We start from the raw sequence: 15,511 nt of genomic DNA, 5'->3' as shown, positions 1-15,511 counted from the left end.
GAAGGGATGATCAATTACATGAACCAACCTGAAAAAATTAAACTCACTTCGTTTTCTTCAAAAGGAGGTTGCGGCTGCAAAATCGGTCCTGCGGATTTGGCTCAGGTCATTCGCACCCTTCCGCCTGCGGAACATGATCCAAATCTGCTCGTTGGCCTGGATACAAGTGATGATGCTGGTGTGTATCGTTTGACAGATGATCTGGCCATCGTGCAAACCGTCGATTTTTTCACTCCGATTGTGGATGATCCGTATTCGTTCGGCCAGGTTGCTGCAGCAAACGCGATCAGTGATATTTATGCAATGGGCGGCAAACCGCTCACAGCGTTAAACATTGTAGCGTTTCCGATCTCCACGTTGGATAAACAGGTTTTATCCGATATTTTGCGTGGAGCGGGGGACAAGCTTAAAGAAGCAGGGGTTACACTGGTTGGAGGTCACTCCATTGATGACAAAGAACCGAAATTTGGTTTAGCCGTGACAGGTATCGTCCATCCTGATAAAGTACGGACCAACTCGGGCGCGAAGCCTGGTGACGCACTTATACTTACGAAGCCGATCGGCGTAGGGATATTAACAAGCTCGATTAAAAAAGATTTGCTGAGCGAAGAAGAAGTTGCCCGTGTCACTTCAATTATGGCGGGCCTGAACAGGACAGCTGCTGAAATTATGGAACGCTATAACGTTCATGCATGCACTGACGTAACCGGATTCGGTCTGATGGGACACTCTCTTGAAATGGCAAAGGGCAGTCATGTAGGAATTACGATTACGAAAGATCATGTACCCGTTCTTCCGCGAGTACGCGAAATGGCTGAAGCCGGCGTCATCCCTGGCGGTACAAAAAATAACCATAATCACGTAAGTGACTCTGTAGATTTTCCTGAGCATATGGACCAGATTGACCGCTGGATTTTATGTGATGCGGTCACTTCCGGAGGTTTGCTCATTGCGGTTGAAGAGGGCGATGCAGAAACATTGCTTCAGGAACTTTTGGATGCAGGTGTTGAGGCAGGCTTGATCGGACGGGTAACGAGCGATCATCCGGGAAGAATTGTTGTGAAATAAACAGCTAGCACGGTCCGAAAGGGACCAAAGGAGAGTACGGATATGTTTCAAGACATCAGTGTGGAGGAACTGCTTGAACTTCAAAGCAGTAAAGAAATCAGTCTGATTGATGTTAGGTCTCCATCAGAGTTTCAGGAGTCAACCATCCCGGGCGCAGTCAACATTCCGGTATTTAACGATGAGGAAAGAGCGGAGATCGGCACGCTGTATAAACAGGTGAGTGTTGATGCGGCCAAGGAGCGCGGGCTGGAAATTATGTCTGCGAAGCTGCCTGCTTTTGTCAAGGAATTTAAAGCGATTGAAGGCAATAAGGCGGTCTTTTGCTGGAGAGGCGGTATGCGAAGCCGAACAGCAGCTACCGTGCTTTCCCTAATGGATGTTCATGTGTACCGATTGCAAGGCGGTATTAAAATGTACCGGAAGCTGGTCGTTGACACGTTAGGGAAAGCGAAGCTGGAAGCTGAAGCATTCGTGCTGCACGGGTACACCGGAACGGGTAAGACAGCAGTGCTGCAGCAGCTGCAACAAGAAGGCTACCCGGTCATTGATTTGGAAAGCTTGTCAGGGCACCGCGGCTCGATCTTTGGCCATATCGGTCTCAGCGCTAGAAACCAAAAGACTTTTGACGCATTGCTGCTGAAACGATTAAAGGAGATCGGCGGCTCCCCGTATGTTTTATTTGAAGCTGAAAGCAAGCGAATTGGCAAAGTTGTAGTACCGGACTTTATTCTGGAGAAGAAGGACACAAGTACGGCCATCATTATAGATATGCCGATGCAAGAGCGTGTGCTTCAGATTATGGAGGAGTACCGGCCCGCTGAATTCAAAGCCGAATATATCGAAGCCTTTCATCGGATTAAAGACCGGATTCATACTCCTGTTGCCGCAGAAATTGGCAGTTGCCTAGCGGAAGAACGATATGAGGAAGCGATTAGACTGCTGCTTACTTATTATTATGATCCGAGGTATGACCATTCGTTCCATCATGATGATCAGAGCAGACAGATAGTGCTGCACGTTCGCAGCACCTCAGAAGCAGTGCAGGCTGTAAAGGATATTTTAAATCGCAGATTCTAAATCACCCATGTCAGTGCATCCGGCGATACACTACATATAAAGGGGGATATGGCGTGATACCTTATATCATCGTCATTGCTTTGGCGCTAATCGGCGGTGTAGCCACGGTTATGATCGGTTTGTCGCAGGAGAACAAAAAGTCTAACCCAAAGTATGAGCGCAGGACGAAGAAAAACATCGCAAGACTGACACTGCTTTACCTTCTTTCATTGGCCGCTTTTATAGCTATTTGGGTTATATACGACTGAGTTTCTGGAAACGATAGTTTAAATTTATAAAAGCCAAGTATACATTCAGGCACGATTGTATACTTGGCTTCATTTTTCACGTAATGCTATCTTTGACGTTAGATGTTCCTTATTCTTTCTCTATACTCGTAAAACGATTCGGCGAAGCGGTGATCACAGTACCATCCGAAAAGGTTATGATTTTTTCAGCATCACTCATGTTATATACGACATAGGTTTTACGCCCGTTTTTATCAAAAACAGCGTACAAGGGATAATCTGATGTAATATCCGGGTCTTGGGTGCCCAATGAGTCTAAATTATGAATCCAATAATAGGCGTTTGCCTTGGAGTTACCTTGTTCCGGCACCATGGACTCTGCCTGCGAAGCGAAGTATTTTACAGCACTTGAAGGGTCTGAAATAGCCAAGTACATATACATAAGGTCCTCCCATGCATTAAAATCACTTCCTCCGTTTTCTTTAATCAAAGCAGCATAGTTTTTCTCCGCGTATGAAGGATCATGAGTCAGGTATAATGAGGAGCCTGTAAACGGCATCCAGTTCACTCCATGAACCTCCTCGGGATTGGTTGTCCACATCGTTGAGTCGCCGGTTGTTTTTCCACCCCAAATCATACTTGCTTTGGATTGTGAAAAACCGGAGCGATCATTCGAGTCGTACTTATTGAACCAGTATTCATTGATTGCATTCATTTCCGTTGTATATAAATAGATGCCGAGATTGCGAATATCCGTCTCTCCGGTAGCTTCTCCCCACAGAATAAGTGCTGCCCAAGCGTTCATCGTCTCAGCGGAGGAACCGTTGTGGTTGCCATCACCGTATCTGCCGTGTCCGGAAGACCAAGAATGTCCGGAATAAGGATCAAAGCTGCGAAGAAATGGGAACATCGGGTCGCTTCTATCACTGCTTGCAATGTCCCGGATCAACATCTGAACCATGGAGCCATATTGATCATCCCTGGCCCAGTTTGGATCGCTTCGAGCAATTTCAGCAGCAGCTTTTATAAAATATCCGTAGTGAATGTGATGATCATTTAACTCTCTATCACTCCCGTAGCTCGCTGGATATCCGATGAGGGTCCCCCACTGGCTGTTGTAGTAGAACAGCTCGGAAAGATTAGAATTACCTAAGGGATCATGGGCTGTTAACCAATCTTCCAATATAAATTTGATTTTATTGTGAAGTTTTTCAGCGGCTTCCACTTCTCCAATCTGTTCAGCAATCGGTACAAGTGTTGTCAGCTTGCCGAGATATTTGCCTACCGAATATGTGTCAGGAGCGCCATAATAGTCTTCGTCTTTGATATCTTCGATATATTGAGCAAGCTTGTCCCGGTTATAGGAGCCTTTGTCCGGCAGTGACGGAAGTACCCCTGTATATTTCATTTTTGTCTGAAAGGAAGTGCCTTCACCTGTCTTCATCGGACCTCGGACCGATGAATATATATAAGGAAGAAGATGAGTGCCGGATAAATGCTTCCATTGATGGGGGTACAGGGCGAAAAGAGTTCCCTTTTGGCTTCCTTCCTTTGCTTTCGTATCATATGTAAACGTCGTTATAACTTCGCTGGTTGACGGATCATATGTCCAGTCGACTTTGGTATCCGTTACATGGGAATAAGCATATTGCTTATACTTTTCAAAAGTTGCTGGTTTGTTGTCCGGTAATGCGGCGATCGAAAAGTAGTCTTTGCCATGAAGTGAATTTGTAAGCTTACGGGTCCCGATACCGTTCCAATGACTGCCTGCTGGACCATAAAGTCCGTAATGGGCGCCATCAATCGTTATCGCTATCGCAGAGCTGGATTGATTTCCGTACCAGACCTTAGGTATCGAGTTGAATGAAATTTCCGGATTACCATTTGCATAAGTAAAGTAAACGAATGGTGAACCGTGACCGTATGACACCTTCATGGACTTCGTCCCGTTTTTGTATTCAGCAGTGACAAACCAATCGCTGTAATCATCAACCTTTGTATCAGGAAACGTATCTGTCCCTGAGTGTCCGACCATGAAATCGCGCGAATGATCTATCGAGCCTGAGATCTCAGTGCGGTCTGTCTTGATCCGGGGCCCTGGATTATAGATTTGGATACCGCGTTCCCCATTTTTGACTGCAAGAGGGTGAGGGTATTGGGCTTGCGAGTATGTATCCCAGGCAAGGCTGCTCCACCAGTCATTTGTAGGAATTTTACCGGTAACCTTTGAAGTTTTGTAGATATTAGATTGCGGTTTGGCAGCACCGGTAGGAAGAACATGAGTATATGATCCGGCTCCTGCAGAGATATTTTTGGTGTCTGCATAAGCTGGAGTGGTTAAAGAAATACATATAACTGCTCCTAACATAGCAGTAAACCAGCGTCTGTATTGCATATGAACCTCCTCAAAAACTTTTTAATAAGTGAAACATAATAAAGAAAAGTTTACGAAAAAATAAACAAACGACCCAAAGCTGTACAACAGCTAGGGAACATGAAACTATCTTGTATCTGATCCAGATTACACATGAAACATACATAAAGGGGATGACATCGTGAGTAACCGCTGCACATATTCTAATACCCATATCCGACGATATTGGATCATCTCTGTTGTTTCATTCCTGGTTTTCGCCGGGATCGCTGCCGTAGTTATGTCAGAACAAGAGTATGGGTTCGATTCTTTTGTTACCGAACTTGTCCGCGGATTTGAACAACCGGCAGTAACGGATATCGCCATGGGACTGACCTTCATCGGTTCCAAAGGACCGATTATTATCATTTGCATCTTCATATGTGCCTTGTTATATGTCTTTTCGCTAAAGAGAGAAATCACGTTTTTTCTAACGGTTATATTAGGTTCTGCACTACTGAACATTTTGTTAAAAACGCTATTTCGTCGGAACAGACCTGATGTAAAGCGTTTGGTGGAAGCAATCGGATATAGCTTTCCGAGCGGACATGCCATGGCCGCTTTTTCATTGTATGGAATACTGATATATTTGCTGTGGAAGCATGTAAAAACGTTATCTTTAAAAGCTTTGATTTTCATCGTATTCGGTGCTATGATTCTGGGCATTGGATTAAGCCGGATTTATCTCGGTGTTCATTATCCAAGTGATGTGCTGGGTGGTTTTTTTGCAAGCTGTTCGTGGCTCATGCTATCCATCGGCATATATGAATATTTAGGTTCTAGGTCTGTATAATTTTGGAGTTGAAGGAAAATGATCTGTTTATGAATTTCGATATTGCAAGGACTATACTTATCCATTATACATGAATAGTTATGATAGAAATATATTTAAGGAGGGCTTTTAGATGGCCTTCGGTGCAAGGATGTTTAAAACGGGCTTGGCTGTTACTCTGGCTCTGTATTTAACGATGCTGCTCGATATTACCTCCCCGGTGGGGGCGGCGATTGCGGCGATTTTTGCGATGCAGCCTTCAATATATCGCTCCTGGAGGTACTTTCTTGATCAACTCCAGACGAGTACGCTTGGGGCGATTATCGCCATGCTCGGAGGATATTTTCTTACGAATCAACCTATATCGGTAGGACTTGTATGTATATTGGTCATTATGATCTGTATTAAATTGAAAATGGCTGATACAATCGGCCTGACATTGGTCACTGTTATTTCGGTGATGGAGGCATCCGGACAGTGGGATTTTGCCATCAACAGATTTTTTCTGACGCTGATCGGTATCGTTTCTGCATTTTTGATTAATATTTTGGTCTTTCCCCCGAAACCGAGAGAGCAATATTTCAAGCAAATCAACAGTGTTTTTGTCAAAATGTCGCTGCTGCTCCGAACCGCAATCTCTCATGAGATCAAGGATTCTGTCTATCGGGATGAACTTAACAATTTGGAGGGGACCATTAAATCTTTAGCTGATAAGTACCAATTGTTTGAGGAAGAGCAGAAAAAAATGAAACGCACCAAATTTAGTCAAGCCAGACATTTGGTCGTATACAAACACCTGTTGAGCTCGCTTCAGAAAGGGTATGAAGTTCTGATCGCAGTTGAGAATCATTATTTTCAAACCGAGCGTACCGAGGAAGTTGATCAGCAGTTTGATGCAAATCTCGAGCGACTTATCAAGTTTCATGAACATATTTTGTGGAAGTTTGAAGACATATTAAAACCTAATGAGGATGAGGCCGAAAGCATGACGGCGCAAAATGAAGCGTTTATGAATGAGGTGATGTGCGGAGTAGGGCTGAAGCCTGGGGGATTCCGGTTAACTATAGTTGCTGCGGCAATGTACGACTACGGTCACACCCTTGAGCGATTGAACAGAGTCGCCAACCATATTAGCCATGTTGAAGAGAATAAAGAAGGTGACGGTGGATTAATGGCCTGGCTCAAGAAATAAATGTATAGTGAGTCATCGGGTGAATAATAAAACAGACTGGAATCATTGTTCCAGTCTGTTTTGCTCATGAGGTATATACATAATTAAAAAGTCGGCTAGTTTAGCCGACTTCTGGGCAATGATATTGATTAATATGATGTAAACTGATAAAATAAACGTTAGTCTGTTTAAAAAACAAAGACAGAAATATTTCCTTTTAATTATACCATAAATAAAACGAAATGTCAACCAGTAAATAAGGGGATGAGAAGATGGCAATAAGCGATCAGGATTGGAAAGAAGAACAAGCCCGTGTAACCGATGTGACGTCAAAGATTAGAGAAAAAATTAAACAGCTTGAAGCAGACGTTGGTACAGTGCGTGGCGATGTTATAAACTTGCGTAAAGAGTTTTGGGATGAAGTTACTGTCAATTTCAGTAATCCTGATGACTTGGGCGAGACGTCAACCAACTTACGTCAGCAGGCTCAGGTGCTTTCTGAAAGAGAGAGGTCTCATCTGCAATCAACCAAAAATTTAAAAAAATATAAGAAGCTTAGCTCTTCACCTTATTTCGGTCGGATTGATTTTCGTGAAGAAGGGACCAACGCAGCAGAATCCATTTATCTAGGAATCGGCTCCTTTATGGACGAAGTTTCGGACACATTCCTCATCTTTGATTGGCGTGCCCCTATATCCAGCTTGTATTATGATGGAGCGCCGGGTAAAACCCAATACGATACACCATCGGGAATCGTTACAGGAGAGATGACCCTGAAGCGACAATTTGTTATTCAGGACGCAATCATTGAAGTTCTGTTTGACACAGGTGTCACGATTGGCGATGAGCTTTTGCAACAGGTACTTAGCCACAGCGCTGATGATCGGATGAAAAATATCGTTGCTACGATTCAAAAAGAGCAAAATGAAGTTATTCGCAATGACAAAAAACGTATGCTGATCGTTCAAGGGGCTGCCGGGAGCGGGAAAACTTCGGCTGCTCTTCAGAGAGTTGCGTATCTGCTATATAAGTACAGGGAAGTGCTGCACGCGGATCAGATGATTCTGTTTTCGCCGAATCCTCTTTTTAACAGCTATGTTTCAACTGTTTTACCGGAGCTTGGGGAAGAGAATATGCAGCAGACAACATTTCAAGCTTATTTGGACCATCGTCTCGGCAAGGAATTCGAGTTGGAGGATGTGTTCATGCAGACAGAGCTTCTGCTCAATGCACCTGATACCTCGTTTTATCGAGCTAGGCTGGATGGAATAGCCTATAAGTCTTCTGTACAATATCTTGATGTTATTCGCTCATATAGAGACCTTCTGGAGAAAGAAGGAATGATGTTTCGGCCCGTTGTTTTTCAAGGCAGAGTTATTATAAGTCGGGAAGAGATGAAGGCTCAATTTTATAGCTATGATTCGGCAGTGAAGCTTTCCGGAAGGCTCGACATGATGAAGGAATGGATGCTAAAGCGACTTTCGGAGTTTTCACAGGAAGAGAGAAAAGCACCTTGGGTTGACGATCAGATTGATCTCTTGAGTACGGAGGAATATCAACGTGCTTATCAGACGATGAGAAAGAAACAGAGAAAGATGAAGGAAGTCAGCTTTAATGATTTTGATCAGGAAAGAGAACTCCTCGCCCGTATGGTAGTTAGTGATCGTCTCAAGCCCCTTCGGCGCTGGATTAAGCGATTCCGCTTCGTTGATGTAAAAGGGTTGTACCGTAAACTGTTTGAAGACGAAGGATTGTTCAGACGGCTTGCCAATAATGAATCAACATTGCCTGAAAGCTGGAGCGAGGTGTGCAGTCAAACGATACAGAAACTCGAGAATAAGGAATTATATTATGAAGATGCCACTCCGTTTCTGTATTTGAAAGAGCTGCTGCAAGGCTTTAGAACGAACACATCGATTCGGCATGTTATTGTAGATGAGGTACAGGATTATTCAGCATTTCAGCTTGAGTTTCTCAAACGGCTGTTTCCCCGTGCAAAAATGACCGTTCTCGGCGATCTCAATCAGGCGATTTATGCACATGGCGAGGCGCTGGGCAGTTTGGAAAACCTAGTTAGCTTATATGGCGAAGAAGAAACGGAAGTGATCAAATTAACGCGGAGCTATCGATCGACTTTCGAAATTGTTGAATTTACCCGCAAAATGATTCCTGGAGGAGAGGCAATCGTTCCGTTTAACCGCCAAGGTGAAAAACCGTGTGTGATTTCGGTAAACACAGAAGCTGAGCTGGTAAGCTCGGTCATATCCGACATTCGCAGTCTCCATGAAAAGGGATATCATTATGTAGCAGTTATTTGCAAGACGGAAGAGGAGAGCAAGCGTGTTCAGAAACAGCTGTCAACTGAAATTCCGGTAAAACTTATCACCAAAAATACACCTGCTTTTGAAAAAGGAACGCTTGTAATACCGGCGTATCTGGCTAAAGGCGTGGAATTTGATGCCGTCATTATTTATAATGGTTCAAATGAGACCTATAGCAAGGAAAGTGAGCGTAAATTGTTTTACACGGCTTGTACGCGCGCGATGCACGAGCTGCATATTTATCATTTGGGTGAAAAGAGCAGATTTCTTCCTTAAGATATAAATATTAAGAAAAAATAGTAAGCAGGTCACTTCACAATTTTACTCAAAAGTGACCTGCTTTATTTTATTTAAAGATAGCAGCATAGGATCATGTATATTTTTCATATAACATCAAATTTTTCCTAGTAATTGAAAACATTGAGTGTAATTTTCATGAAATTCTCACATTTACAAATAAGTTTCGTAAGAGCATTTTATGCTCTATTCATTTCCCGTCTCCTTATGTCGACATATATATTTGGAGGGAAACTTATAAAAGGCTAGGTGTGACAAATGAAAATTAAAACGAAGTTAGTTATCACCACGACTATTGTGTCCACGGTGATCACAGCCATGATTTTAAGTGCATTTTTTGCTTCGACATCCACGGAAAAAAAATTCACAACGATCATCGAGGTAGATCAGAAAATCGTATCCAATCTGAATAGCATGCAGCACTATTTCTCCGGCATTGCAAATGATGAGCGGGGTTTTTTGGTCTCTGGAGATGAAGTTTTTATAGAAGAGCTTAGAAAGAAACAAGATGCTTTTCTTCAGTTGTTGGATGAAACAAAAAAACTGGTAGCTTCGTCCCCAGAAGAGGTAGAGATGCTTAAACAGATTTCTTCTGGATATGCAGTTTACCATAACACGATTGACGATCTGTTGGTCAAGGCTGGTTTTGGTAAGAAAAAGCTGAATTCTTATAGCGATTACGCAGAGGCTTTTCAGCTTGAGAGAGAGCTTCGTAAAGCCTTTGAACCTCAAATTGATCAATTTATAAACGAAAAAAACAAAGATATCCAAGAACAAAAAGATTCAATCAACAAACAGGCTACCATTCAAAACCTGACCATATTGGTCGTTGGTCTAGCTGTTGTCGTATATAACATCATTCAGAGCTTTTTCCTCGTTCGATCGATTTCCCCTCTTAAGCGGATGCGTGAGCAGCTCTTGAAGATTGCTGAAGGCGGAGGCGATCTGGTAACGCAAGTGAGCATTCGGACGAAGGACGAGATTGGCGAAGTGGCGGAAGCCTATAACAAGCTGAACGAAGGTTTCAGGGAAATTGTACTTCAGGTTCAGGATGCTGCTACTCAGGTAGCAGAATCAACGGGAATGCTTAAATCCAGCTCGGAGGAGATTCGTCAGGCTACACAGCATACTTCTGGTATTATGGAGGAGCTGGCGGGCGGAGTGGAAAAACAGCTTCAGGATACGGAAGCAACTTCGGCTGTTATTTTCGAAATGGCAGGAAGCATGCAGCAAATTGCAGATACAGCACAATCAACTGCGGAGTTATCCAGTAAAACAACGGATTTGGCCGGAGAAGGCGAGCGGGCCATCATACATACGATGCAGCAGATGGAAAGTATAAGCGGCGCTGTCACCCAGTCCACCGAGGCCGTAAAAGCATTGGGACAAAAGGCCGCAAACATTGGCGCTATAGGCGACTTGATTATGGATGTAGCGGCACAGACAGGATTGCTTGCTCTTAACGCTTCCATTGAAGCAGCACGGGCGGGTGAACATGGACGAGGCTTTTCTGTCGTAGCTTCAGAAGTGAAGAAGCTGGCTGAACAGACGTCAACATCATCTGAGGAAATCAGTCAATTCGTACAGCAAATTCAGCGTGATATTATGGAACTGACACTTGTTATGGAGAATGGACTTGCGTCCGTAATCGAAGGGATGGATGTTGCTAAAGGAGCAGAAGATGCTTTCAAGAACATCGAGCAGTCGATCGGAGAGCTGGATGACCAAATCGCTGGGGTTAGCACAGCTGCTGAACAACTGAATTATGGCGCTGAGGGACTTGTCAAATCTGTGAATCGAATTACAGAGATTACTGAAAACACAGCTGGCGGCGCACAAAGCGTAAGTGCTGCGGCAGAGGAACAGCTGGCCTCCATGGAGGAAATTGCAAGCAGCGTAGAGGCGTTATATGAACTGTCAGGTCGTTTGCAGAAACTAATGGCCGGGTTTAAAGTTTAATCGTTTGTAGACCATCTTTTTGGTATGCATATTACCGGGAAATGAACCCACAATATAGGTAATGTAGCTGATAAAAGGTGGTCTTCTGATGGAAACCAAAAAACGGGATTTGGTTGCCCTGGCATCCATACCGTTGATCATGACGCTCGGAAATTCCATGTTAATTCCTGTATTACCCCAAATATCCAAAGCGTTAGGCATCAGCTCATTTATGGTGAGCATGTTGATTACGGTTTACGCCGTTGTCGCCATTTTGCTTATTCCTATTGCCGGATATCTTTCCGACCGTTATGGGCGCAAAAAAATTATCATCCCTAGCTTGATCATCGCTGCTGTAGGCGGTGCGGTTTCAGCAGTTGCTGCTTGGCTGATGGATGGAATGGGAGCATACAGCGTGATTTTGGCTGGTCGTTTGCTTCAGGGTATAGGTGCGGCGGGCGCTTTTCCTATCGTTATTCCACTTGTCGGTGACATGTTCAAGCTAGAAGAAGACGTTAGCAAAAGTTTGGGGATTATTGAAACATCGAATACTTTCGGTAAAGTGATCAGTCCGATTCTGGGCGCCTTTTTAGGCAGCTTTATCTGGTATCTTCCGTTTATTGCAATCCCCTTTTTATGCGTAATTTCCTTGATACTCGTTATTTTTCTTGTAAAGCCGCCAAAGCACAAAGAAAACAAGCAGTCGATTCGTGAATTTTTAAAAACGACGAAAGCGGTCCTTCATGAAAAAGGACGATGGCTTTATGCTATCTTTGTAATTGGCGGTATTTCCATGTTTGGGCTTTTCGGGGTTCTTTTCTATTTATCAGAGGTGCTTGAATCGACGTATCAATTAAAGGGTACGCTGAAAGGATTGGTTCTGGCTATCCCTCTGGCAGCCCTTTGCCTAGCTTCATTTGTGACAGGGAAAATGATAGGAAATAATAAGGCGGCTATGAAATGGATCGGTTTTACGGGGATGACACTGTTTACTGTCTCACTTGCCATAGCAGGCTTTAACGATCAAATTTATTTTGTGATCAGCTTAATGACGCTTGGCAGTATAGGAATTGGCCTTGTGCTTCCGTGTATGGATACCTTATTGACAGAAGGTATTGAAAAGGAGCAGCGGGGAACGATCACTTCACTTTACAGCAGTATGCGTTTTATCGGAGTTTCTTTGGGACCGCCGGTCATATCCCTTCTGCTTGGTGCGAATCATTGGGTACTGTTTCTTGTCCTGTCTTCAGTTTCAGCGATTGGAGCGTTGTTAACCTTTTTTGCTGTAAAGCCTGAAGAATAAAGAACAAGTATAGCCTAATCAAAAAAACCTTGCCTGGTCATAGGCAAGGTTTTTTAATGTTTTACTTTTCCAGCAGTCCCCGCTTGATAAGAAATTCACGAGCAACGATATCCTCACGATATCCTTCATCGACAAGAGCGTTCATTTCTTGCATGTCTTGCTCGCTGATCTGACCTGCGAGTTCATTAATCGCGCTGCCAACTTCCGGATGTTTCTCTAACAGATCGCTTCGAATAACAGCTCCTGCGTCATAAGGAGGAAAGAACTGTTTATCATCTTCGAGGAGAACCAGGTCATACATTTTAACTTGTCCATCGGTAGTAAGGGCACTGGCTACATCGATATCATTCTGTGCAATGAGACGGTATTTAATTCCTCGGTCCATCCCTTTGGCACGTTTGAAATCCATATTGTAAAGCTCTTGAAGACCCGGATACGTATCCGGACGATCGAGAAAGTCAAATTCTGCCCCGAGCTCCATTTTATGTGACACTTTTGCGAGATCGCTGAAGGTTTTCAGGTTATATTTTTGAGCTGTTTCCGGTGTTACGGCTAAAGCATAAGAGTTACTGAAACCAAACGGCTCTAGAAATTCAAGTCCGTCCTGGCTGATCAATTCTCTTGTACGCTGAAGCGTTTCTTCTGCAGTACCCGTTTCTTCTTGATAATAGTTAGCCACAATCGTTCCTGTATAGTCCGGATATAACTGCACATCATTATTAAGAAGTGCTTTCCATGTTATACTCGAGCCGCCGAGATTTAATGTCCGTTTCACCTTCAAGCCTGTGCGATCCTCAATGAGATCTGCCATCATATGGGCCAGAATAATGTTCTCCGTGAAGTTTTTAGAGGCGATCGTCAAATCGGCAGGGCCGCTTAAATTGCTCTGAGTAGATTGAGGAACACTGCAGGCGCCAAGGACCAGTAACATGACAAGCACTATGGCTGTGAACAGTATGCTTTTTTGCTTCATGGTTGTTCCCTCCATCGCTTGTTATATTTTCAGGCCGCGCGGTTTCGTCCAGTGTTCAAGAAGCCCGAGCAGATAATCAAACAGAAGAGCCAGCAAGGCAGCAGGCAATGCACCGAGTATGATAAGTGCGTCAATATTACGCGTAATTCCGAGGAAAATAAAATCTCCCAGTCCGCCGGCGCCGATAAAAGCAGCTAATGTTGCCGTACCGACATTAATTACGGTCGCTGTACGAATACCGGCCATGATGACTGACATCGCTAAAGGAAGCTGAACTCTGAACAGAATTTGAGAGCCTGTCATTCCCATGCCGTTTGCAGCCTCGATGATGGCGGGGTCCACATCCTTAATGCCCGTATATGTGTTGCGGATAATAGGGAGCAGGGAGTAAAGGAACAGCGCAGCTATTGCTGTTTTCGTCCCGATGCCAAGAAACGGGATCATGAAGCCCAGAAGCGCAAGGCTCGGGATCGTTTGCAGTATGCTGGCTCCACCAATGATCCACATCCGTAGTGAGCTAAATCGAGTAACAAGAATCCCGGCAGGAATGCCGACAGCAATTGTAATAAGCATAGATAGTAGTACGAGCTGGATATGTTCTCCTGTCGAAATCAGCAGTTCCCCCCAGCGAAGAGAAAATTGGCGTCCGATTTGTTCCCAGATTGAGAGCGTCATTCTTCATCACCCTTTCCTGCCCAGTGGCTTGCAAATGTGGAGATCAATGTTCCGCGAGTTACAATTCCTTTCAGCCGCTGGTGCTTGTCAACCACGGGAATGATACCAAATGGGGCATCTTTAGCAGCGATTAGTGCATCTTTAGCTGTTGCAGTTACCGGTAATGTAACTTGAACCGGAGTTATGATCTCTTCCACCGTCGATACGGCATCGATATTAAATTGAAGGTCGTAGGCGGACACAAGTCCAAGCAGTACGTCGTGTTCATCCACGACCAGCAGTGTATCGGTTTTACGCTGGCGCATATTGGTAACCGCGCGGAGCGGTGAACGTTTGGGCAGTACTGTAGCTACGTTGGTTTTCATCACTTCGGTTACAGGGATGAAAGCCGGGTTTTGATATACACGCTTTTTCCCGATAAATTCTTCAACGAAGCCATGGGCAGGTTCTCTTAGAAGCTTCTCTGGAGAATCAAGCTGCAGCATCGTCCCAGATTTCATAACGGCAATTCGGTCACCCATCTTCAGAGCCTCATCCATGTCATGGGTGACGAAGACGATGGTTTTCTTGAGCTTCTGATGAAGCAGCAACAGCTGATCCTGAAGCTGCTGTCGTGTAATCGGGTCCAGAGCTCCAAACGGTTCATCCATCAGGATGACTTCTGGATCTGCCGCGAGTGCGCGGGCAACGCCTACCCGCTGCTGCTGTCCGCCTGATAGCTCTTTCGGATAACGGGATGCGTATATTTCGGGATCAAGGCCGACCATATCAAGCAGTTCGTACACCCGCTGCTTTTTTTTGGCTTTATCCCACCCTTTCAAATCAGGCACAAGACCAACATTTTGCTCGAGTGTATAGTGCGGGAAGAGCCCGGTTTGCTGAATAACATACCCGATGCTTCGTCTTAGCTCAACAGGATTCGCTTTTTTGATATCCTGTCCATGCAATGTAATGCTCCCGGCTGTATGGGGCTCAAGGCGGTTGATCATTTTCATGGTTGTCGTTTTGCCGCAGCCACTCGGTCCGATCAGTACAAGAAACTCGCCTTCCTGAATTTCGAAATTAAGGTCCTTTACGGCCTGGAAGCCATCGGGGTATACCTTGCTGACATTTTCAAATCTGATCATTTACATCCTCCCTTTTTGTAGTCAATTTGTGTGATGTCTTTTCAAGAGGCAGACTTTTGAAACATTACATTTGAGAATTGTTGTTGTGACTGCTTTCGTTTTGTGGGGAAAGAACGGAATAATAGAGAAGCTTCCATAGAACGAAAAAC

The 15,511-nt window shown here is 44.3% G+C and carries 12 protein-coding genes; 8 read left to right on the top strand and 4 right to left on the bottom strand.

Features of this window, described 5'->3' with window-relative positions:
- The first annotated feature begins 18 nt into the window (after positions 1–18).
- The 3 genes from selD to C8268_RS02115 are packed head-to-tail and all read left to right on the top strand — an operon-like array spanning position 19 to position 2,393.
- Positions 19–1,068 (top strand): selenide, water dikinase SelD, encoded by a 1,050-nt coding sequence (selD, locus tag C8268_RS02125; protein WP_106769803.1) that lies wholly within the window; start codon positions 19–21, stop codon positions 1,066–1,068.
- Between the two features lie 42 nt (positions 1,069–1,110).
- Positions 1,111–2,145: a tRNA 2-selenouridine(34) synthase MnmH gene (gene mnmH, locus C8268_RS02120; protein WP_106766152.1), complete on the top strand. Its 1,035-nt coding sequence runs from the start codon at positions 1,111–1,113 to the stop codon at positions 2,143–2,145.
- Positions 2,146–2,198: 53 nt separating this feature from the next.
- Positions 2,199–2,393 (top strand): hypothetical protein, encoded by a 195-nt coding sequence (locus C8268_RS02115; protein ID WP_106766151.1) that lies wholly within the window; start codon positions 2,199–2,201, stop codon positions 2,391–2,393.
- A gap of 109 nt (positions 2,394–2,502) precedes the next feature.
- Here the strand turns inward: C8268_RS02115 and C8268_RS02110 are convergent, their stop codons facing one another.
- On the bottom strand, positions 2,503–4,767 hold the full coding sequence (locus C8268_RS02110) for a glycosyl hydrolase (RefSeq protein ID WP_106766150.1): 2,265 nt from the start codon (positions 4,765–4,767) through the stop codon (positions 2,503–2,505).
- 160 nt (positions 4,768–4,927) lie between these two features.
- Between C8268_RS02110 and C8268_RS02105 the strand changes: the two genes are divergently transcribed.
- The 5 genes from C8268_RS02105 to C8268_RS02085 all read left to right on the top strand — a co-directional run bounded on the left by C8268_RS02105 (position 4,928) and on the right by C8268_RS02085 (position 12,587).
- Complete coding sequence (locus C8268_RS02105) at positions 4,928–5,578, top strand: phosphatase PAP2 family protein (RefSeq protein ID WP_234032647.1); 651 nt, start codon at positions 4,928–4,930, stop codon at positions 5,576–5,578.
- Between the two features lie 112 nt (positions 5,579–5,690).
- Positions 5,691–6,749 (top strand): FUSC family protein, encoded by a 1,059-nt coding sequence (locus C8268_RS02100; protein ID WP_106766149.1) that lies wholly within the window; start codon positions 5,691–5,693, stop codon positions 6,747–6,749.
- A gap of 251 nt (positions 6,750–7,000) precedes the next feature.
- Positions 7,001–9,325 (top strand): RNA polymerase recycling motor HelD, encoded by a 2,325-nt coding sequence (gene helD / locus C8268_RS02095; protein ID WP_106766148.1) that lies wholly within the window; start codon positions 7,001–7,003, stop codon positions 9,323–9,325.
- 279 nt (positions 9,326–9,604) lie between these two features.
- Positions 9,605–11,305 (top strand): methyl-accepting chemotaxis protein, encoded by a 1,701-nt coding sequence (locus C8268_RS02090; RefSeq protein WP_106766147.1) that lies wholly within the window; start codon positions 9,605–9,607, stop codon positions 11,303–11,305.
- An 88-nt stretch (positions 11,306–11,393) separates the two neighbouring features.
- Positions 11,394–12,587, top strand: a complete 1,194-nt coding sequence (locus C8268_RS02085) for a bacillibactin exporter BcbE (protein WP_106766146.1) — start codon at positions 11,394–11,396, stop codon at positions 12,585–12,587.
- 61 nt (positions 12,588–12,648) lie between these two features.
- On the opposite strand, the gene C8268_RS02080 is transcribed toward C8268_RS02085, so the two are convergent.
- From C8268_RS02080 to C8268_RS02070, 3 genes are read right to left on the bottom strand one after another with little or no spacing between them, the layout of a single operon-like run.
- Positions 12,649–13,560, bottom strand: a complete 912-nt coding sequence (locus C8268_RS02080) for a glycine betaine ABC transporter substrate-binding protein (RefSeq protein ID WP_106766145.1) — start codon at positions 13,558–13,560, stop codon at positions 12,649–12,651.
- Between the two features lie 21 nt (positions 13,561–13,581).
- The gene (locus C8268_RS02075) at positions 13,582–14,235 is read right to left on the bottom strand and encodes an ABC transporter permease (protein WP_106766144.1); all 654 of its coding nucleotides are present in this window, start codon (positions 14,233–14,235) and stop codon (positions 13,582–13,584) included.
- Positions 14,232–15,362, bottom strand: a complete 1,131-nt coding sequence (locus C8268_RS02070; RefSeq protein ID WP_106766143.1) for an ABC transporter ATP-binding protein — start codon at positions 15,360–15,362, stop codon at positions 14,232–14,234. Before C8268_RS02070 ends, C8268_RS02075 begins: the two co-directional genes overlap by 4 nt.
- Between the last annotated feature and the right edge of the window lie 149 nt (positions 15,363–15,511).

The organism is Paenibacillus faecalis, from assembly GCF_900289175.1.
Lineage (GTDB): Bacteria > Bacillota > Bacilli > Paenibacillales > Paenibacillaceae > Paenibacillus_AQ > Paenibacillus_AQ faecalis.
Note: the sequence above shows the minus strand (reverse complement) of the source record. Positions and strands in the feature narration are given on the sequence as shown.